The organism is Roseibium sp. 10G30-5, from assembly GCF_055809635.1.
Genome location: NZ_CM147918.1, coordinates 1304030 through 1323861, shown reverse-complemented (window position 1 = coordinate 1323861; position 19832 = coordinate 1304030). Strand labels below are relative to the sequence as shown.

At 57.2% G+C, this 19832-nt stretch carries 22 protein-coding genes and 1 pseudogene; 11 read left to right on the top strand and 12 right to left on the bottom strand.

Annotated features, from left to right (window positions below):
* Window positions 1-65: 65 nt before the first annotated feature.
* From AC0L7U_RS06730 to AC0L7U_RS06710, 5 genes are read left to right on the top strand one after another with little or no spacing between them, the layout of a single operon-like run.
* Window positions 66-596, top strand: coding sequence for a TOBE domain-containing protein (locus AC0L7U_RS06730; protein ID WP_473695693.1), 531 nt, complete (start codon window positions 66-68; stop codon window positions 594-596).
* Between the two features lie 22 nt (window positions 597-618).
* Window positions 619-1560 (top strand): ABC transporter substrate-binding protein, encoded by a 942-nt coding sequence (locus AC0L7U_RS06725; protein WP_473694786.1) that lies wholly within the window; start codon window positions 619-621, stop codon window positions 1558-1560.
* 19 nt (window positions 1561-1579) lie between these two features.
* Window positions 1580-2476, top strand: a complete 897-nt coding sequence (locus AC0L7U_RS06720) for an ABC transporter permease (protein WP_473694783.1) — start codon at window positions 1580-1582, stop codon at window positions 2474-2476.
* Window positions 2473-2862 (top strand): hypothetical protein, encoded by a 390-nt coding sequence (locus AC0L7U_RS06715; protein ID WP_473694781.1) that lies wholly within the window; start codon window positions 2473-2475, stop codon window positions 2860-2862. Before AC0L7U_RS06720 ends, AC0L7U_RS06715 begins: the two co-directional genes overlap by 4 nt.
* Complete coding sequence (locus AC0L7U_RS06710) at window positions 2832-3272, top strand: ABC transporter permease subunit (protein ID WP_473694779.1); 441 nt, start codon at window positions 2832-2834, stop codon at window positions 3270-3272. Before AC0L7U_RS06715 ends, AC0L7U_RS06710 begins: the two co-directional genes overlap by 31 nt.
* Before the next feature lie 36 nt (window positions 3273-3308).
* Here the strand turns inward: AC0L7U_RS06710 and AC0L7U_RS06705 are convergent, their stop codons facing one another.
* From AC0L7U_RS06705 to AC0L7U_RS06685, 5 genes are all read right to left on the bottom strand, one after another.
* Complete coding sequence (locus tag AC0L7U_RS06705; protein ID WP_473694777.1) at window positions 3309-3659, bottom strand: hypothetical protein; 351 nt, start codon at window positions 3657-3659, stop codon at window positions 3309-3311.
* Window positions 3616-4077 (bottom strand): metallophosphoesterase, encoded by a 462-nt coding sequence (locus tag AC0L7U_RS06700; RefSeq protein WP_473694775.1) that lies wholly within the window; start codon window positions 4075-4077, stop codon window positions 3616-3618. Before AC0L7U_RS06700 ends, AC0L7U_RS06705 begins: the two co-directional genes overlap by 44 nt.
* Window positions 4078-4180: 103 nt before the next feature.
* A complete protein-coding gene (locus AC0L7U_RS06695; protein WP_473694773.1) occupies window positions 4181-5353 on the bottom strand; it encodes an MFS transporter in 1173 nt (390 codons plus the stop codon).
* Window positions 5354-5499: 146 nt separating this feature from the next.
* Entirely contained in the window at window positions 5500-6609 is a 1110-nt protein-coding gene (locus tag AC0L7U_RS06690) for an alkene reductase (RefSeq protein WP_473694771.1), read from the bottom strand.
* Window positions 6610-6649: 40 nt separating this feature from the next.
* Window positions 6650-7159 (bottom strand): lactoylglutathione lyase family protein, encoded by a 510-nt coding sequence (locus AC0L7U_RS06685; RefSeq protein WP_473694769.1) that lies wholly within the window; start codon window positions 7157-7159, stop codon window positions 6650-6652.
* Between the two features lie 109 nt (window positions 7160-7268).
* Between AC0L7U_RS06685 and AC0L7U_RS06680 the strand changes: the two genes are divergently transcribed.
* The gene (locus tag AC0L7U_RS06680; protein ID WP_473694767.1) at window positions 7269-8195 is read left to right on the top strand and encodes a LysR family transcriptional regulator; all 927 of its coding nucleotides are present in this window, start codon (window positions 7269-7271) and stop codon (window positions 8193-8195) included.
* Here AC0L7U_RS06680 and AC0L7U_RS06675 read toward each other — a convergent pair whose 3' ends face one another.
* The 4 genes and pseudogenes from AC0L7U_RS06675 to AC0L7U_RS06660 form a co-directional block, all read right to left on the bottom strand.
* The gene (locus AC0L7U_RS06675; protein ID WP_473694765.1) at window positions 8196-8432 is read right to left on the bottom strand and encodes an Lrp/AsnC ligand binding domain-containing protein; all 237 of its coding nucleotides are present in this window, start codon (window positions 8430-8432) and stop codon (window positions 8196-8198) included. It lies immediately after the preceding gene.
* Between the two features lie 208 nt (window positions 8433-8640).
* Window positions 8641-10177 (bottom strand): annotated as a pseudogene (locus AC0L7U_RS06670) (tripartite tricarboxylate transporter permease).
* Between the two features lie 12 nt (window positions 10178-10189).
* Complete coding sequence (locus AC0L7U_RS06665; protein WP_473694763.1) at window positions 10190-10504, bottom strand: tripartite tricarboxylate transporter TctB family protein; 315 nt, start codon at window positions 10502-10504, stop codon at window positions 10190-10192.
* Between the two features lie 323 nt (window positions 10505-10827).
* Window positions 10828-11730 carry a Bug family tripartite tricarboxylate transporter substrate binding protein gene (locus AC0L7U_RS06660; protein WP_473694761.1) on the bottom strand — a complete coding sequence of 301 codons (903 nt, stop codon included), beginning with the start codon at window positions 11728-11730 and terminating at the stop codon, window positions 10828-10830.
* A gap of 194 nt (window positions 11731-11924) precedes the next feature.
* On the opposite strand from AC0L7U_RS06660, the gene AC0L7U_RS06655 reads away from it, so the two are divergent.
* The 5 genes from AC0L7U_RS06655 (at window position 11925) to AC0L7U_RS06635 (ending at window position 16405) form a co-directional block, all read left to right on the top strand.
* Window positions 11925-12596 carry a response regulator gene (locus AC0L7U_RS06655; RefSeq protein WP_473694759.1) on the top strand — a complete coding sequence of 224 codons (672 nt, stop codon included), beginning with the start codon at window positions 11925-11927 and terminating at the stop codon, window positions 12594-12596.
* Window positions 12580-13989: a sensor histidine kinase N-terminal domain-containing protein gene (locus tag AC0L7U_RS06650; protein WP_473694757.1), complete on the top strand. Its 1410-nt coding sequence runs from the start codon at window positions 12580-12582 to the stop codon at window positions 13987-13989. The genes AC0L7U_RS06655 and AC0L7U_RS06650 overlap by 17 nt, the downstream gene beginning before the upstream one ends.
* Window positions 13986-14666: an ABC transporter substrate-binding protein gene (locus tag AC0L7U_RS06645; protein ID WP_473694755.1), complete on the top strand. Its 681-nt coding sequence runs from the start codon at window positions 13986-13988 to the stop codon at window positions 14664-14666. Before AC0L7U_RS06650 ends, AC0L7U_RS06645 begins: the two co-directional genes overlap by 4 nt.
* On the top strand, window positions 14572-15069 hold the full coding sequence (locus tag AC0L7U_RS06640; protein WP_473694754.1) for an ABC transporter substrate-binding protein: 498 nt from the start codon (window positions 14572-14574) through the stop codon (window positions 15067-15069). The genes AC0L7U_RS06645 and AC0L7U_RS06640 overlap by 95 nt, the downstream gene beginning before the upstream one ends.
* Window positions 15070-15556: 487 nt before the next feature.
* Window positions 15557-16405, top strand: a complete 849-nt coding sequence (locus AC0L7U_RS06635; protein ID WP_473694752.1) for a LysR substrate-binding domain-containing protein — start codon at window positions 15557-15559, stop codon at window positions 16403-16405.
* A 127-nt stretch (window positions 16406-16532) separates the two neighbouring features.
* Here AC0L7U_RS06635 and AC0L7U_RS06630 read toward each other — a convergent pair whose 3' ends face one another.
* The 3 genes from AC0L7U_RS06630 to AC0L7U_RS06620 are packed head-to-tail and all read right to left on the bottom strand — an operon-like array spanning window position 16533 to window position 19648.
* Window positions 16533-17702 carry a M20 aminoacylase family protein gene (locus AC0L7U_RS06630; protein WP_473694750.1) on the bottom strand — a complete coding sequence of 390 codons (1170 nt, stop codon included), beginning with the start codon at window positions 17700-17702 and terminating at the stop codon, window positions 16533-16535.
* Window positions 17703-17744: 42 nt separating this feature from the next.
* Entirely contained in the window at window positions 17745-19442 is a 1698-nt protein-coding gene (locus AC0L7U_RS06625; protein ID WP_473694748.1) for an ABC transporter ATP-binding protein, read from the bottom strand.
* On the bottom strand, window positions 19415-19648 hold the full coding sequence (locus AC0L7U_RS06620; protein WP_473694746.1) for a hypothetical protein: 234 nt from the start codon (window positions 19646-19648) through the stop codon (window positions 19415-19417). The genes AC0L7U_RS06625 and AC0L7U_RS06620 overlap by 28 nt, the downstream gene beginning before the upstream one ends.
* Window positions 19649-19832: the final 184 nt, after the last annotated feature.

Here is a 19832-nt window from a genome sequence, read left to right as displayed (position 1 = left end):
CCGAGCCGCCTTTGGTGCTCTTCGATGAGCCATTGTCCAATCTTGATCGCGAATTGCGAGAGATCATGGTCGGCGAACTGGGGGACCTTGTCTCGTCGCTGGGCCTGACCGCGATTTATGTCACGCATGATCATTCTGAAGCCTTTGCGCTTGCCGACGAAATTGCGGTGATGCGGCGGGGCGAGATTTTGCAAATGTGCCCGCCTGAAGATCTGGTGGCAGCGCCCGCCGATCCTGAAATTGCCGAGTTTCTGCGCCTTGGATGCATCGTTCCGGTTGACCGTGGGGTTGACGGCTGGGTCATTGCGGGGACGGATCTGCCGATTGAAGTACCTTCCAGCATTGGCGAGGCCGCACAGGCACAGGTGTTGATCCCCGGCCATTCGGCACGCCTTGACACAGCCTCGGGCACTGGCCTTCCCGCAGACGTGCGTCGCTGCCAGTTTCGCGGCGCGCATTTCGAGACCGTGGTTCGGATCTGCGGCACGGACCATGATGTCCAGGTGTCGAGCTCCGTTCGGCTTCACGCTGGTGACAGAACATTCCTGACTTTTGCATCCCGGGATTTGCGGTGTTTTTCGCAGGGTCCGGCCTGACCTACACAGAGGAGAAATCATAATGCGCCTTTTGACCGTATCTCTGACGCTGGCTGCCAGCCTTCTGTCCACCAGCGCCATGGCTGATGTGACCGTTTATTCCGCAGGCCCTGGCGGCCTTATCAAGAAACTGTCGGCTGGCTTTCAAAAGCAGACCGGCATTAAGGTCAATGTGTTTCAGGCAACCACCGGCAAGGTGATGGCTCGTGTCGAGGCTGAAGCCGCCAACCCGGTTGCAGACGTTGTGATTTCCGCAAGCTGGGGCACCGCTAAGGATTATGACAAGCGTGGCTGGCTGATGCATTATGACAGCCCGAACGCTGCCAAGGTTCCTGATTTCCTGAAGACCGACAATGCCGTTGCTGAAGGCGCTGCCGGTCTGGCCATCGCCTGGAACACCAAGTCCGGTACGCCCAAGCCTGCCGAATGGTCTGATCTCGCCAAGCCTGTCTACAAAGGCAAGGTCAATATGCCGGATCCGGCACGTTCTGGCACGGCTTACGAACTGACGGCAGCGTTGCAGGCCAAAATGGGCTGGGGTCTGTTTGAAGATCTGGCTGCCAATGACATGAATGCGGCTGGGGCCAACGCAGCAGCGCTCAACCCGGTTCTTCAGGGTGCCAAGGCCGCCGTCTTCGGTGCTGTCGACTACATTGCTCTGGCTGCCAAGGCCAAGGGTGAAAGCGTCGACGTCATCTTCCCGAAGAGCGGCACCATCACGGCTCCGCGCCCGGTCATGATCATGAAATGGACCAAGAACGCAGACGACGCGAAGAAGTTCGTCGATTACATTTTGTCCGAAGAAGGTCAGCAGGCCGTTGCCAGCGTTTACCTGATGCCGGCTCGCACCGACATCAAGGCATCGCGTCCGACAATCAATGATCTGGCCCTGATCCAGACGTCTGGCGAAGAGCCGGATCGTGATGCGGTTCTCGCCAAGTTCAACAAGATTTTCGGCAAGTAAGAAAGGCCTGGATCGCAGAATGTTGGCAAAGACGGAAAGAACCGATGTCCTCAGCTGGGTTGCCCTTGTCGGGCTCAGTGTCGTGGTGGCGGTGCCCTTCGTCTTTGTTGTTCTGCAGGCGATCTTTCCAGATCTGGGCAGCGGGTCATTGCAGGCGCCGTTCTCGCATCTTGTCGAGACGTTGAGTGATGCAAAGCTGTTTGAGCTGGCTGGCAACAGCCTGACCCTCGGCCTGTCGGTTGTTGTCGCGGTGACGATTGTTGCCGCGCCACTGGCTTTTGCCCGTGCCTTGTTCAAGGTTCCATTCGCCAGGGTGTGGGATCTTCTGTTCCTGATCCCTTTCATGATCCCGCCCTATATCGCGACTTTGGGCTGGATCATGTCCTTGCAACCCAGCGGCTATGTTCAGCAGCTTCTCGGATTCAATCTTGCCTCGATCCTCTTCACGGTGCCGGGCATCGTCATCATCATGACGCTGCATGCGTTTCCGGTGGTTTACTTTGCGCTCTACCGCACCATTGAGGCTGTCGGCGCGCGCTACGGCGATGTGGGGCGGGTGTTCGGCGCGACAACGGCCAAGAGCTTCTGGCGCATCACTCTGCCTCTGGCAACGCCTGGACTTGCCGCAAGCCTGTTGCTGGCGTTTGCCATGAGCATCGAGGAATTTGGTACGCCAGCAGCCCTTGGTTCCAGTTTTGGCTATCAGGTGCTTGTGACGGGCGTGGAGGAAAAGCTTTCCGATTGGCCGATTGATCTTCCTGGCGCTGCCACCTTGTCGTTGTTGCTGGTGCTTTTGTCGCTGGTGGCCTTTCTGGTGCAACGATGGATTTTGACACGGCGCGACTACCGGGTGACGAGCGGCAAGCCCTGCAGGCGCAGTCCAAGCGCGCTTTGGGAATCTGGGCTCTGCCTGTGACAGTTGCCTTTGCCTTCATTGCATTTCTGGCAACGTTTCTGCCCCTGCTGGCCATTCTGGCGACGGCCTTCTCACGTACCGTCTCTGGTGGTCTGGTCTGGTCCAATATGTCGGTTTCCAATTTCACCAGTCTTCTTGGCGAGGCCTCCGGTGGTTTGACCGCCTTGCAGAATTCTCTGATTCTGGGAGTGTCGACGGCCCTGTTTACCGGTGCACTTGGCGCAGTAGCCGCCTATTGTGTGGTCAAGGGCAAGGGGCGAAGCCGTGGTGTGCTGGATGTCCTGAGCATTCTGCCGAGCGCGCTTCAGGGGTGGTGGTCGCGGTTGGCATCATTCTCGCCTGGAACCAGCCATCTTTGCCAATTACGCCTTACAACACGGCGTTGATCCTGCTTCTGGCCTATAGCTGCATCTTGCTTCCGCAACCGGTTCGCTTTGCAACAGCGGCCTTCCAACAGGTGAACGACAATCTGGCGGCGGCGGCGCGGGTGTCCGGCGCAACGCCTTTCAAGGTGTTCCGCCGGATTATGCTGCCGTTGGTCTTGCCTAGCGTGTTAACGTCCATGCTGCTGGTGTTTGCGGTGGCAACCCGTGAACTGGTAGCCTCGCTTCTGCTGGCACCTGTGGGGATGGACACGATTGCCACGTTCATCTGGCGGCAGTTTGATCAGGGATCGCTTGGACTGGGCATGGCGATGGCCTTTGTGGCTATCGTCGTCACGACCTTCATTCCCATGCTGTTGATCTTTCTGATCCGGCTGACTTTCCGCAAAAGCCGCATTGCAGGGCTGGATTGATCCAGTCCGGATGCTCGTCACGCGTCTGGTTCCTTGTCAGGAGTGACGTGGAGGACGCTGGATTGGAGCAGAGAGTTCTGTCTGTACGGGATGGGTGTCTGGCACTGTGGACAGAAACTGCAGGTCTTTCTGGTCTTCGGGGATGACAAGAGCAGTCAGACGCCCGGAAATTTGCGCGCCTGTGTCGAGGGCGATGCGGGTGCGCAGCACCATGGGGCGGAAGTCGGGTGTTACCGTGTGGCCATGGATCACCCAATGTGACAGATCTTGCGTATGCTGCCAGAAGGGCTCGCCGATCCAGCGTGTCGTGCGGGCATTCTGCTGGTCGATCGGCAGAGCGGGGTCAATGCCTGCATGAACAAAGACAAAATCCCCTTCGATGATCACAGAGCTTGCCTGAAGCAGCATGTCGTAATGGAGGGCATGCTCCATGGCGAAACTTTCGTGAGAGGGCCGAGATGTTGTCTGCGGCTGCCTCCAGCCCGTAAGAGGCGATGGTTTTGCCGCCGCCCTTCTTGAGCCAAAGCTCCATGGCCGCAGCAGAATCCTCATCGTCGCTCAGGACGTTCAGCAGGAATTCCTCGTGATTGCCAAGAATGAATTCAGAACCCGGCCACTTTTCCAAGGTGACACGAACCAGCTCCAGTGCTTCGCGGTTCTGCGCGCCTTTGTTGATCAGATCGCCGAGGAAAAAGACACGCGGTGTTGCGCCGTGGGCGGAGGCATGGGTCTTGATGGCGGTCAACAGCGCTTCAAGAAGATCGGCGCGACCATGCACATCGCCGATGGCGTAGAGGATAGACAAGATGTGGGCTCGACTGAGAGGAAATGGAAGAGGGAAAGAGAACCTTCAGAATGCCCCATTGACTGTGTCATGCAGACGACAGATCGCAGACTTTCTCGTGTTATCAGCCGTCAGCGGAAGCCGTTTCTGGCTGATGCGGGGTCTTTGCGAAGGCATGAACAGCTGACCCGGCGATCAGCGCAGCCGAGATGAATGCACAAACCTCGAATGAATGATGCACAAACACTGGCCGGTAGAGAAGGGTGCCAACGAAGACACTGAGGTAACTGACCGCGCTGTACAGGCCCAGAACGGCACCGCTGTGTCCTGCGCTGATGTCGGTCAGGCCACGGACCACCAGATTAAGCCCCAGATGGTTGAAAATGCCAAGAAGAAGGCAGGCCGCAGCGAGTGTGAGAAAGCTGCCGGACAGTAACCCGAGCACAATGTAGACGCCAACCAATATGGTGTACACCAGTTGACGCGCACGGACTGACCCTAATCTGTCCATGGTGCCACCGCTGAGGGCCCCTAGTCCGAAGCCGATGCCATAAGCTGCGGTGAGCAGACCTGCGCCGCTGACACTGACCCCCAGAACTGTGGTTGCCTGCACTCCAAGAAAGGCATAAAGGCCGTAAAAAGCGCTCATGAAGCCTGCGCAAAGTACGAGGCGAATTCTGACGCCCGGTAGACCTAGGACTGCCCAGGGGCTGCTTGTGTGGGAAACAGGTGACACCTTGTGCGAGGTGGTTTGTGGCGTTTTGACCATCAAAAGCGACAGCAATGTGCCAAGTGTCAGAAGGGCATAAACCACACGCCAATGCAGTGCGTCAGCGATGAATGCGGCGACAGCAACGCCAAGGACCAGACTGAGAGTCCATCCCATCAACACCAGACTGAGCGTGCGGCTTTCCTGTCCCTTCGGAGCGATTTTCGCAGAAAGGGCGTAAATGGCAGGTAAGGCGATGCCTGCGCCAAGTCCGGCAATCGTCTGTGCACCGATAAGCGCCCAAAGTGTCGGGGCAAAGGTACTCGCGGTGAGGGCGGCCATCAGGGTCGCCAGTCCCATGCGCAGCGCTCGGGTGGCTCCCATTCTGTCAATGCGCCAGCCAAGAGCCGCCGCCGAGATGCCCGTTCCAAGGCCATAAGCCGCCGAGGCGATCAACACCGATGTGCCGGTTGCTCCGGGAAAGCTTGCAGCGATACGGCTGGCAATGGGACTGATGATCAGCGAGTTGGAGCCAATGCTGGCGACACCCAAAATGAGGGCGAACAGATTGAGACGAAATGGCGTCATGAAACGTTTTGTATTTTGCATCTGATCTTTATTTTTGAATAATATGCGATACGCAACAAAGATCTGGGCAATAACGAAAAAAGCAACGGGAGTTGGCGTTTTGCCCCCCTGCCGAGCCATGGATCGTCGGCAGGTGGCAAGCCTTATCAGATGAGGATGCTTTGTGGGTAGGCTGGATAATCGGTGTACCCCTTGGCCCCTCCGCCATAGAGGGTCTCTCGATTGGTCTCTGCCAAGGGCCAGTCATGGCGCAGGCGTTCGACCAGGTCCGGGTTGGCAACGAAGGGCATGCCAAAGGCTGCAAGATCGATCGTGCCGTTGCCGATCAATTCATTGGCAGTTTTCAGGGTCAGTCCGCCGGCCAAAATCAGGGTTCCATCATAAGCCGCACGGAAGCGTTCCAGAAACCCGTCCGGCATGGCAGCCGCGCCTCGGCTCGCCTGATCCATCAGGTGAATATAGGACAGCTTGCGGCGCGACAGTTCTCGGGCGAGGTGAAGAAATGTATCATCTTCCCCATCAAAGGCTTTCAGATCGTGCAGACGTCCGAACGGTGACAGCCGCAGGGCAATGCTCTCTGGCCCGATGGCCTCGCAACAGGCATCTACCACCTCCAGCAGGAAACGACTGCGGTTTTCAATCGTATCGCCGCCATACAGATCTGTTCTGTCATTCACTGGGGCATTGAGGAACTGCTCAATGAGATAGCCGTTGGCTCCATGAATCTCAACGCCGTCGAAGCCCGCGCGGGCCGCATTGATAGCTGCTTCTGCGAAGTCATTGACGATGCGGGAGACATCTTGCGTCTCGAGTGGGCGCGGCGTGCTGGCGGACACAAAGCCGGGTGTGCCATTGGCCTGATACGCATAGGCGGAACTGGTTTCCGCAGTCTGGGTGCTGGGGCTGACGGGCGCGCGGCTGTCGGGTTGCAGGGACGTATGCGAGACCCGGCCAACGTGCCAGATCTGTGCGTAGATCGTTCCCCCTTGCTCATGCACTGCGGCAGTCACGGGTTTGCAGGCCTCCACCTGGTCTTTGGACCAGATGCCGGGGCAGGCGACGAAGCCTGTGCCTTCCTGGCTGATGGGGGTTCCCTCGGTAACGATCAGTCCGGCACCTGCACGTTGGCGATAGTAGGTGACCGTGGCATCGTTTGCGATATGGCCCTGAGCGCGGGCACGCGTCATCGGGGCCATGACGGCACGATTGCGCAAGGGCCTGCCCGCCAGGACATAGCTGTCAAAAAGAGTGGTCATTGGCAAAACCTGTTTGGGAGATTTGGCAGAGATAGGGTGTTCAACGCGATGGCACGGCATAGGCACCGGCGGAATAGGTGAGTTCGTAGCTGTGGCTGTAGATCTCGAAGACGATGCCGAACGGGTCTTCGACGTAGACCATGCGATAAGGCTTTTCGTTGGGGAAATATTCGCGGACCGGCATTCGCTGCTTTCCACCGGCGGCAACGATTTTGGCGGCCAGTCCCTCGACGTCCGGATCCTGAATACAGAAATGGAACAAACCGTGCTTGCGGTAATCGAGATTTGCCTGTGGCGCATGATTGCCGTCGAATTCAAAGATCTCGATTCCGATACGATCGGCAGTTGCAAGATGCGCGATGCGCAGTTTTGTCCAGCCCGCGCCAAAGACATCGCTACACATGCGGCCAATCTCGCTGTCATCTTCGACGACTTCGGTCGGTGGCATGATCACATAAAAGCCGAGCACTTCCCCATAAAACCGCAGGGCAGCGTCGAGGTCAGGGACGGACAAGCCGATGTGGGAAAAGCTTCTTGGATAAGGCAGCATGCGGATTTCCTTGTTCTCTTTGCACCGAATGTAGGAAGCTTGGCTTGTTTTAAAAATTATGATTTGTAAGTTTATTGATAACAAAATGAAATGATACACGAGTGCCGCAATGCTGAACAATCAATGGCTGGAAACATTCACCACCCTTTGCGAGACGCGAAATTTCACCCGGGCAGCCGAGGCGCTGCACATGACGCAGCCCGGTGTTTCACAGCATTTGCGCAAGCTGGAAGCCGACCTTGGCCAGTCGCTGATCTCGCGCTCCGGCCGGAGTTTCTCTCTCACGGCGGCAGGTGAGGCGGTTTTGGCGCTGGGCCAGGCGCGGCGTTTGCAAGAAGCCGAATTGCGCGAGAGCATTGGCGAGGATGATGCTGGGGTCGGGGAAACCAAGATCAGCTGTTCGGGCAGTTTTGCCATGCTGCTCTTTCCGCACTTACTGCCTCTGATGCGGGCCTCACGGAAATTTCAGGTGAACCTGACGGCAGCCCCACAGGAGAGCGTGCTTTTTGGCGTTGCGGAGGGTGAGTTTGATCTTGGAATTCTGGATCGCAAACCAAAGCATCCCCGGATTGCAGCCGAAATGATAGGGCAGGAAGAGTTGTGTCTGGTGCTGCCGTCTCAGACACGAGATGCCGTCCCGAGCCTTCAGGACCTGATGGATCTGGGGTTTATCGGCCACCCGGATGGGTTCAACTATGCCGCGCGTCTGTTGTCTTTGAACTATCGTCATGGGTTTCAGGGAATGGACAGATTTCCCAGTCGCGGGTTTATCAATCAGATCGGACAAATCCTGTCCCCGATCGCCGAGGGGGTCGGGTTCACTGTCCTTCCCCGCAGTGGCGTGGATGGTTCTCCTTTGAAAGAGCGGCTGAGGATTTCACCTCTGCCACATAGGGTGCACAGACGATTATGGCTGTTGCATCGCCAAGGGCGTCAGCTTCCTGCGCGGATGGAACGCATTGCATCCATCGTACGGGATCTTGCCAGCGGTCTTGCCTCTGGCGAAGGGGGCAGGGCGGTCGCGCTCAGGGAGTAATCAAAACGCCTTGAAGGTCAGGATCGTGTGGGTGCGCTCAATGCCGTCGATGGTTTGAACCTGCTTGGCGACGAAGTGACCGATGTCGATACCGTCGTCGACATAGAACTTGGCGTGCAGATCGAAATCCCCGCTGATGGAATAGATCTCGGAGGCAATCTCACGGGCGGCCAACTCGTCAGCGACTTCATAGGTGCGGCCGAGCTTGCATTTGAACTCGATAAAAAAGCACTGCATGGCGTCGGTCCTGCTGGTTCATATGAGATCTTCGATCTTTGAACCATATTCGGACTTGAACGACAAGTCTGTCAGTTGGTCTGAGCGAGAGCACTTCAGTTGAAGCCCATGGTGACTTCCATGCGCTGGCCAAAATCAATGGCCCCGCCGAACAGGGTGCTCGGCAGGGCCATTGATGTCTTGCGTTCAGGGAGGATCGCTTATGCGATCAGAGACCCACTTCGTCGTTCTTGGGCGGCATTCCAACCTTGCGCTTCATTACCTTGCCCATAACGATTGGCAGCAGAAAGCCGATGATCGCGATGGTCCAGAGACCCATGGACAGCGGGCTGTGCACCAGCGTCCACCAATCCCCATTGGAGATACTGACGGCGCGGCGCAGATTGCTCTCCATGGAGTTGCCCAAAAGAGTGCCCAGGATAACCGGCACCAGGGGCACATCCATTTTGCGCAAAAGCCAGCCGGCGACACCGAAGGCAATCATCACGAGAAGGTCGAAGGACGATCCGGAAATGCCATAGATACCAACAAAGCTGACCATGGCAACGATGGGCATAAGGATGCGCGGAGGCACCATCAGCACACGGGTGAACAGGCCGACCATCGGGATGTTGAGCGCCAGGAGCATGAAATTGGCAATGAACAGGGCAGCGATCAGACCCCAGACCACATCCGGGTTCTGCGAAAACAGCAGGGGGCCGGGGGTGATGTTGAGCGACAGGAGCACAGCGAGCAGCACGGCCGTGGTGCCAGAACCCGGTACGCCGAGCGCGAGCATGGGGACGAGCGCGCCACCGGCGGCAGCATTGTTGCCGGCCTCAGGAGCCGCCACGCCGCGCGGATCGCCTGTGCCGAAAGTGCCTTCCTTGTCGACCAGCCGCTTTTCCATCGAATAGGAGATGAAAGAGCCAAGCGAGGCGCCTGCACCGGGAAGAACGCCTGCCAGGAAGCCCAGCAGACTGCTGCGCAGCATCGTTGGCGTGCATTGCTTCAACACACTCCACGATGGGGTCAGGCGGCCGATCTCGACCTTTTTACCGGCGGCATCCGAGGAGCCGTGGCGGGTTTCCAGGAAAACAAAGACCTCTGAAAGGGCAAACAGACCCACAATGGCAACGAGAAAGTCGATGCCGTCATAAAGGTGGACTTCGCCAAAGGTAAAGCGCGGCACACCTGTCTGCGTGTCGACGCCAACCATGGCCAGACCCAGACCAAGAGCTGCGGCAAAGGCTGTCTTGGCCTGATTGTTGGAGGCGACGCCGCCCAACGTGGCAAAGGCAAGCGTGAACAGGGCAAAATACTCAGCCGGACCGAACAGCAGGGCGATCTTGACAAGCTGGGGTGCCAGCAGGATCAGGCCCACAGGTAGCCAGAAACGCGCCAACGAAAGAGGCAATGCCAGACAGGGACAGGGCTTCGCCCGCTCGTCCCTTTTGCGCCATGGGATACCCGTCGAGACAGGTCATCATCGCGGGTTCGTCGCCTGGGATATTCAACAGGATTGACGAAATACGGCCACCGTACATGGCGCCATAATAGACTGAGGTCAGCAGAATGAGCGAGGGGGTTGCACCCAGGCCGAGCGTGAAGGCCAGCGGAATGAGAATGGCCACGCCGTTCGAGGGCCCAAGACCGGGAAGCGCACCCATGATGGTGCCGAGAAAGCATCCAAACAGGGCCAGCAGCAGGTTTTGCCAAGTCAGGGCGATGGCGAAGCCGTCATAGAGAGATGAGAATGTGTCCATCAGTCAGCTCCGTCAAAATCCGAGGGGACCCTTGGCCAGCGCGAGGCCAAGAATGAGATGAAAAATCACGTAGATGCCGACAGAGGTGCACACGCCGACAATGAGTGAGGCGACAGGTGCCGTGCCAAGCCGCCAGGTCAGATAGGCTGAGGCGACCGCTGTTGCGACGACGAAGCCGACGTCCGGCAGCGCGATGGCATAAAGGACCATGACGAGAACGGCGAAGGCGATCTCCAGAAGACGCGCGAATGACGGCCACTTGGGATCTGCATCAGGCTTCAGGAAAATTGCAATTGACGCCAGCGCGAGAACGGCGGCGATGATCAAGGGAAATGCTTTGGGGCCGACCGTATCGGACAGAAAGCTCTCCTTGATGATAAGTGCTGCCTAAGGTATAGCCGAGTGCCAGAACCAGGCCGATCACACCGAATATGCGATCACTCATTGGACGTCCTCCATCCTCGAGGCCTTGTTTTGCAAACAGGAGCCCCGCCTCATTGTGTAAAAAGGGGTCGGAAGGCGTGTTGCAGCGCTTCCGACCCCTATCAGTTCAAGGGAGCATCTTACTGGATGATGCCGATATTGCGGGAAATCGACTGGATTTGCGCAACCGATTTGGCAACAAAATCCTGAAATCCTTGCCTTGAAGATCAAGTGGCGCCAGACCGTTTGCTTCCATGATCTTCTGCCATTCGGCGCTCTTGTAGAGCGTGCCGATCTTGGAAACCCAGGCATTGTAAGCCTCGTCGGACATGCCACCTGTAGGCGTAAAAACCGCGCCAGTTTGCACCGATTGCATCAACGCCCTGTTCCTTGGCAGTTGGGAACTTGGAGAACTTGCCCTTCAGGCGCTCAGGAGCCAGAACGGCGAGAACGCGAATGTCGCCGCTATCCACAAAGCCTTTGGCTTCGGACAGATCGCCTGTGAAAGCCTGAACTGACCCGGCCAAAAGCTGGGTGACAGCTTCACCACCACCAGCGAAGGCGATGTATTTGACTTTGCGAACGTCCTTGATGCCGTAAGCATTTGCAGCGATCAGAACCTTCAGGTGATCCCAGCCGCCAACAGCCGAACCGCCAGCGATGGCAACGGAGGACGGATCCTTCTTGATCTTGTCCAACAGTTCCGGCAGCGTCTTGATCGGGCTGTTTGCGGCAACGGCAATGACGCCGTAGTCAGCACCGACGGACGCGACCCAGCGAACTTGTTTCATCGTGTTGCCCGGGAAGGCGCCCTGAGCCAGACGTGTTGCAGTTGCAGAAGACGCAGCCACAATCAGGTCATTATCGGTGTTGCGCTTGTTGACAACCGAAGCATAAGCCACGCCACCGCCGCCGCCAGAAAGGTTCACGACCTGCATGGTCTTTTTGATGAGACCCTGATCCTGAAGGGACTTGCCAACCTGGCGACAGGTGAAGTCCCAGCCACCGCCCGGATTGGCCGGTGCGATACATTCCGGGTTCTCTGGCTGGAAGTCGGCAGCAGATGCGCCAAACGCCGAAGCGCCGATGAAAGCAGCCGCAAGAAGCACGCGGCCCAATTTGAATACCATGATGTATTTCCTCCTCATGACAACCCTTGCGCGGGGTGTCGAATTGCCGCCAATCCGCAATGTGCGGAAACCTCCCGGCGGTCATGAAAGCATAGTTTACTGGCAAAGCCTGTCACGAAGCTGTCACCGGGACTTCAATCGGCTCTTGCAAGGCAGGCAAAGTCGAGTCAAACCCGAAGCGGGAGGATGAGATCTTGCGCGTATTGCTTGTCGAAGACACGTTTGACATGGCCGAGGCCATCATGATCAGGCTTGGCCGCTCCGGCGTTGCCTGCGATCTGGCGAAGTCTCTGGAGCGGGCACGCGAATGCCTTGCCGTGCAGCGGTATGACATCATCATTCTGGACATCAATTTGCCGGACGGGCTAGGGACCGATCTGTTGAAGCAGATGCGTGCCCGCGGAGATCGTACGCCGGTTCTTATGCTGACAGCAGAGTTTTCCGTCGATGACCGCATTTCGTCCCTCAACTCCGGCGCGGATGATTATCTGGTCAAGCCTTTCGATCACCGCGAGCTGGAAGCTCGACTGCGGGCGCTGCATCGGCGAGAGGCCGCCGACAAGGCGGAGGAAATCGTGTTGGGGTCGCTGACATTCAATCCAGCGGCGCGCACCATCCGCAATGGCGATACGCCGATCCCGCTCACTCGGCGTGAGTTCACCTTGCTTGAACTTCTGGTGCGCAATCGGGACAAGGTGACAAGCAAGGAAAGGCTTTTCGACGGCATGTTCAGTTTCGACGAAGTCGATGTCGGCATGAATGCCGTGGAGCTTTACATTGCCCGGTTGCGCAAAAAGGTTTCGGGAAGTGGTGTGCGCATTGCTACGCAGAGAGGGCTTGGTTATAGGCTTGAAACGATTGATTGATCTGCGACGTCCTTTTGTCACCATGTCGTTGTCGGCCCGTTTGGCAACCGGTGTTATAACCTTGTTGCTGATCGGTGGCGTGGTGGTGTCTCTGGCGGCCTTTGCCTATGGCCGTCAGGCGGCGCAACAAGCTTATGACAGGTTGCTTCTTGGGGCGGCCAATGACATTGCCTCGTCTATTGCCATTCAGAATGGTGCGCCGCATGTGGTGTTGCCCATTTCAGCTTTTGAGCTTCTGGCCCTCGCCCCGGATGACCGCATCGGCTACCGGGTGATTGGCGTCGATGGCGAGACTCTGACCGGCTATGATCAGATCACTCTGCCAGCGCGCGACAAGCGTATGACCGACGGCTATTTCGATGGTCGTTTTTTTGGCGAGCCTGCGCGCTTTGCAGTGGTGTCGCGTCGCTTTGCCGAACGCACCTTGACGGGAACGGTGAAGGTGGTTGTCGGTCAGACCCTGCGGGCCCGCAACGCGTTGGCTCTGGATATTACCCGTAAGGCGCTTTATGCGCTTGCCGCCTTTGGGGTGGCGATGCTGCTTCTGGCGGCTGTGGTTGTACGGTCTGCGTTGAAACCACTGGAGCGGATTGCCGGGGGGCTGGCGCGGCGCGATCCGCATGATCTCACGCCCATGGACACCAATGTTCCACGGGAGGCCGTGGTCATGGTCAATGCCGTCAATGGCTTCATGGATCGGCTGGATCGGCAAATGTCGTCCATGCGGCATCTGATCTCCGACACGGCACATCAGTTGCGCACGCCCGTGGCCGCCATGCGCGCGCAGGCGGATCTTCTGGCCGACGAAGAGGATGAGGGGCGACGCAAGCGCATTGTACAGCGTATTCACAGTCGATCCCTGACTCTTGGACGCCTCCTTGATCAGCTTCTCAGTCGGGCGCTTGTCACTCATCGCGTCGACAGTGCGAAACGCGAGTGTGTCGATTTGCGCGATCTGGCACTGGATGTGTATGAAGACGGGGATCATTCCATTCTGGCACCGTTGGCCGATGTCCGGCTTCACTTGGGTGATGAACCGGCATTGACGCTTGCCGATGCACCGTCCTTGCAGGAAGCCTTGAAGAACCTCTTGAACAACGCGCTGAAATACGGGGAAACGCCGGTGATTATTGGTGCCGGTGTCGAGGAAGGCGAGGCCGTAATGTGGGTGCGGGACGCGGGGCGGGGACCGGACGCAATCGTGCTTCAGGGGGTTGGATCGCGGTTCAATCGTCCGGATCGTCAGATAAGTGGCAATGGTTCCGGGCTTGGATTGGCGATTGCTCACTCCGTCGGGCAGGCCTTCGGTGGACGACTGGTGTTGCAATGTCCGGATGAGGGTGGTTTTCGGGCTGCTTTGGTCTTTGCTCTGGTGCAGGAGGATGCCGCATGAGAACGCTGTCAGGACTGGCGGGGGTGTTGAAGGCGCTGGTGTTGGTGGGCTGTGCGGGTCTGCTGATTGCTCCGGTTCAGGCGCAAGAGATGGTCGGGCAGTTCGGCCCCTTGGACACTTCGCATGAATTGGTCGTGCGATCGCCTACAGATCTGGCTATCTTCGGGGCGGTGGTGAAGGCTTTTCGCAAGGTCCGTCCTGACATTTCCGTGCGTTATGAGCAGTGGGGCACGAATGATCTTTATTCTCTGTCGATGAATGAATGTCGGGCAGGTCGTCCTAGGGCGGATGTGGTGTTCAGTTCCGGTGCGCATCAGATGGTGAAACTGGTGAATGACGCGTGTGCCGCTTCTTATCGTTCAACCTTGACGGAGCAATTGCCGTCAGCCCTGCGCTGGCGAGACGAGCTTTGGGGGGTGACCCGCGAACCGGCCGTGATGGTCTACAACCGGAAACTGGTGAAGCCGGACGAAGTGCCGAGAACCCGCTTTGATCTGCTGGATCTGCTGCGCCCTTCTGACAGCCGGTTTGCTGGTCGGGTTGCAACTTACGACATTGAAGCGTCGGGGCTGGGGTATCTGTTTGCGTTTGCAGATTCTGCGCGAGGCGACAACCTTTGGTGCCTTGCAGGAATCTTTCAGTCGGACCGGAGCCGTTTCCACCTGCTGTTCGTTTGACATTATTCGTGGCGTGGCCGAGGGGCGGTATCTGATCGCCTATAATGTGCTGGGATCCTATGCGCAGGAATATCAGCAGAGCGACAACCGGGTCGGGATAGTTCTGCCCACCGATTATACGTTGGTTCTGTCGCGGGCTTTCATGATCCCTAAACACGCGAAACACTACGGTGAAGCAACAGCATTTTTGAATTTCCTGCTCTCGACTGCGGGCAAGATAGCCTTGCGCAAGGCTTTGCTGATTTCTCCCTTGCTGGATGCCAAGGAGGATGACAGTGCAGACACTTTGCCCGCAACAGCGCAGCGCCCCATCGAGTTGTCGCCAGCGCTGCTGGTGATGCTGGATCAGGAAACACGACAGGCTTTCCTGCATCGCTGGCGGGCAACCTTTCCGGTTCCATGAAGTCTCGGCTATTTGATATCCCTACGTCAGCGATAATTTGGGAAAATTTGATTTAATAATAGGCTTGCTGCTTTTGTGAGCTTAAATAGCTCGTACTGCGTGATTTTTCCGCTCTGTAAACAAGGCTTAGAAACCTTTGTTTTTATTTAAGTGTATGAAATAATTATCTTTATTTAAAATTGCGGGGGCCATGATACAGATGTTTGCCACCCCCTTGGCGCGGATGCCCGATTGCTGGTCGCTGTATGGCGTTTAAATGGGCTTCGTTTCTTTTGTTTCTGGTTCCTATAGTGAATTTATTCAAGGGGTTATCCTGTGTCTCCAGACGCTGGCCCGTTTGAAAAGATGATCTGAAGAGGCATCTCAACAGGCTGCCGTATGGCAGGGGGCAAAGATCAAAATGCTTTTGGACGACTTGAATTCCAGGTTCTTGCGTGAATTTTCCGTTGTCGCACAAAGTGGATCCATCCGCAGAGCGGCGGAACAAATGAACATCGTTCCGTCTGCTATCAGTCGCAAGATTTCAGATGTGGAATTGCGGCTGGGGGTCAAGCTGTTGGAGCGCCGCTCCAACGGTGTCGTGTTGACGGCAGCGGGGGAGTTGATGTTGCAACACGCAGCGCAACTGAATGAGGATCAGGTTGAGCTGATGGATCAGCTCAACCGGTTTCGTGGCGCTGAAGTGAAGCCTGTTCGCATTGCGTGCAGCGAAGGCTTCATGGCGGATCTGATGGAAAATGGCCTGCGCGATATACTGAGCAAGGTACCAGGCCTGAATGTGCAGATTTCGCAAATGCCTTCGCCGGATGTGCAAGAAGCATTGGCACAGGGCACAGCTGATCTCGGGATCGCCTATGGCATTGCAGAAAGTCCGATGATGCGCACTGCTGTTGCTGCACGGCAGCCGCTATGCGGTGTTTTCCCCATCAAGTCACCCTTTGCTCGGTGCAATCAGATCAGTCTTGCCGAAATGGCGGACCTGCCTCTGGCATTGGTCCGCAAGGACCACGCCATTCGCGAGCTTCTGTCTTTGGCCTCACGACGACAAGGCGTCACGTTGCGGCCTCAGGTTGAGACGAATTCCGTGGCATCCCTGCTGCATTTTGTGGCCGCAGGCATGGGCGTTACCTTCCTGCCCTATAGCGTTGCCAGTATGCCGGAGCTGCAAGGTCGCGTGGCTGTGGTTGAGATCGCCGATGCGACGCTGTTGCAGACCGAGGTGCGGCTGATGGTTCGAGGGCGACGACGATTGGCGAAGGATGTTGAAACAGTCGCCACTCTCCTGTCTCGAAGTATGTTCACTTTTGTCAATTCTCAGGACGCCAGCATCAGTTGATCTGTCCGGTAAAACGACCAATTGTCGACCGGGTCCACACGCTTGTAGTCTTGAAAACAAGCTTTCCTCTTCCATAGTGTGTCAGGGGCCTGCCGCTCTGGATGAGCGACAGGTTCTTGTCGTGATATTATTGCAGCGGGCTGCGGGTCTCGACCATGCCGACGAGCCAACTTGAGCCGAACGGAATGATCTCGTCGTTGAAGTTGTAATACGGCGAATGCAGGCCGGCGCTGTCGCCATTGCCGACGTTCACGAAGGTGCCGGGTCGCTGTTGCAGATAATAGGAGAAATCCTCCCCGCCCATGCTTGGCGGCAATTCCGGATCGACATTGTCCGGCCCAACGATGTCGCTGGCAACTTTCAGGCCGTATTCCGTGGCCGCCACATCATTGACGGTGACAGGATAGCCGGGAGCGAAAGCGAATTCGATCTTGACGTTATTGGCCAGTGCAATGCCCTCGCACAGCTCGCGCAGACGCTTCTCTGCCAGAACCATCACATCATCATTGAGCGCCCGAACTGTGCCGAAAATCTCGACCGTCTCCGGGATCACGTTACTGGCCGGAGAATCGGTCTTCATCGAGGTGAGCGATACGACCATGGAATCGAGTGGGCTGGCATTACGGGCCACAATCGTCTGACATGCCTGAATGAGCTGTGCGGCCACCGGCATCGGGTCGATGCATTTATGCGGTTGGGCGGCATGTCCCCCCTTGCCGGTGATTTTGAAAGTCGGGGTGCCGACAGCCGCCATAAAGGGGCCAGCGCAGCCGGCAAACTTGCCCGCATCAATCCCGGGCATGTTGTGCATGCCATAGACTTCATCTACCTGCCAGCGTTCGAAAAGTCCGTCTTCCAACATGCCGCGTGCACCAAAATGGCCTTCCTCGCCCGGCTGAAAGATCAGGATTGCCTGACCGGCAAAATTGCGCGTCTCTGCCAGGTATTTTGCCGCCCCGAGCAACATTGCTGTGTGACCATCATGGCCGCAGGCATGCATCTTGCCAGTGTTTTCAGAGGCATACTCCAAGCCGGTGAGTTCGGTGATCGGCAAGGCGTCCATGTCGGCGCGCAGGCCAATCGACGGGCCAGTGCCACCGCGTCCCTTGATAACACCAACGACCCCCGTCTTGCCGATGCCTTCAGTGACTTCATCACAGCCGAAGCTTCTCAGCAATTCTGCGACTTTTCCCGCAGTGCGTGTTTCTTCCAGGCCGAGTTCGGGGTGGGTATGAAAGTCGCGCCGCCATGCAGTGATTTCCGGCAAAAGTTCGGCGAAACGGTTCTTGATTGCCATCTGGCAACTCCTTGCAAATTAATCAGATTTTTAGCGTTGAGATCAGTTGGTCAGCACATAATGGCCGTCGGAGACCTTTTCATATGCGCTGGCTTCTGGCTGGTAATCGAGCGGGAAGATCGGCGAGGGGATCGGCTTGTAGCTTACGTCACCGCGCAGCTTGCGCTTGGTGGGATCGGCAATGGGAACTGCCGAGAGCAGGGTTTTGGTGTATTCATGCGTGGGGTTTTCGAAAATCGCCTGACGGGATCCGATTTCGACCAGACGGCCGAGATACATGACGCCGACCTGATGACTGACCCGCTCAACCACCGCCATGTCATGCGAGATGAACAGGAAAGAGACGCCGAGATCATTCTGCAATTCCATCATCAGGTTGAGCACCTGTGCCTGCACGGAGACGTCCAGCGCGGAGACGGCCTCATCGGCCACGATGAGCTTGGGATTGAGCGCCAGCGCGCGGGCAATGGCGACGCGCTGGCGTTGCCCACCGGACAACTCATGCGGAAAGCGGCGCATGAAGGCACGCGGCAGTTCCACCCGCTCAAACAGAGTAGCAACACGATCCTGCAACTCCGAGCCTGAACAGATGGCGTAGTTGCGCAAAGGTTCGGCGACCTGATCGAACAGCTTCATCTGTGGATTGAGACTGGCGAAGGGATCTTGAAACACCATCTGCATGTCCCGCCGGGCCAGATGCAACTGGGCCTCATTGAGTCCCAGGATGTCCTTGCCATCCAGCCAGATACTGCCGTCCATCGGGTCGACGAGACGCAGCAGCGAGCGGCCGCATGTTGATTTCCCGCAACCGGATTCGCCAACGAGACTAAGGGTCTCTCCGGCACGGATTTTGAAACTGATATCTTCGACGGCATGAACGTGGGCTTTGGTCCGACGCAGCAGACCACCCTTTACGGCAAACCGTGTTGTGAGATGGCGGACATCCAGCAGCACCGGCTTTTCCATCTTGGGTTTTTCAGGCAAGGGTTCGGCTGCCGTGCTGGCAAGAGGGCTTGTCTCCGCCGTACTGTCGCGGGTCAGGATGCGCATGGGTTCCGGCGCATCCTTGCCGGTCATCTCTCCCAGATGTGGCACAGCTGCAAGCAGCGCTTGTGTGTAGGGATGTTGTGGCGCGTTGAAAATTGTTTCGACCGGGCCTTCTTCCACTTTGTTGCCGCGATACATGACAACGACGCGGTCTGCCATCTGCGCCACGACAGACATGTCGTGGGTGATGAACATGACTGCCGTCCCTCTTTCGTCCTTGAGCTGGTTGATGAGCGCGAGAATTTCCGCCTGAATGGTCACATCCAGTGCGGTGGTTGGTTCGTCGCAGATCAAAAGCCGCGGTTCGCAGGCCATGGCAATGGCGATGACAACGCGTTGCCGCATTCCACCCGAGAGTTCATGCGGAAATTGGTCCAGTCGACGCTCCGGTTCGTTGATCTTGACCATTTTAAGCAGTTCCAGCGCTCGGTCCCTTGCCTGCGCCTTACTCATGCCGCGGTGAACCCGCAGCCCTTCCATGAGCTGACGCCCGACGGTAAAAACCGGATTGAGCGATGTCATCGGCTCCTGAAAGATCATGCCGATCTCATTGCCACGTACGCTGCGCATCGTGTTGTTGGTGGCCTGCGCCAGATCGATGATTTCGCCGCTGCCACGTTGGAACTTGAGTTCGCCACCGGCAATCGTGCCGCCGCCATATTCGATCAGCCGCATGAGCGACAGAGACGACACTGATTTTCCCGACCCGGATCCGCCGACAACGCAGACGCATTCGCCAGGGCAATGTCAAAACTCAGATCTTCGACACCCAGCACCGGGCCATCATGGGTCTCGAAGGCCACCCGCAAATTGCGGATAGACAGAAGCTGGTCTGACGTATTGGCGGCGGACGACCCCTGTCCGGTATTCAGAGACGCGGAAATCTGATCTTGCAACATGCACTCTCTCGCAGTGATCTGCCGTTGGTCAGAAGCGGGCCGGGAAAGGCTGATTTGGTCCCGGGTCACCCATCCGGCCTGAAAAGACCTGCCGTCGGGGTGATGCATTCTGATTTCGGCAGAATTCATCATTACAGCGAGTGTTTCCACATTGCCCGGAAAGGGGAAGCGATGCATCCAAGTA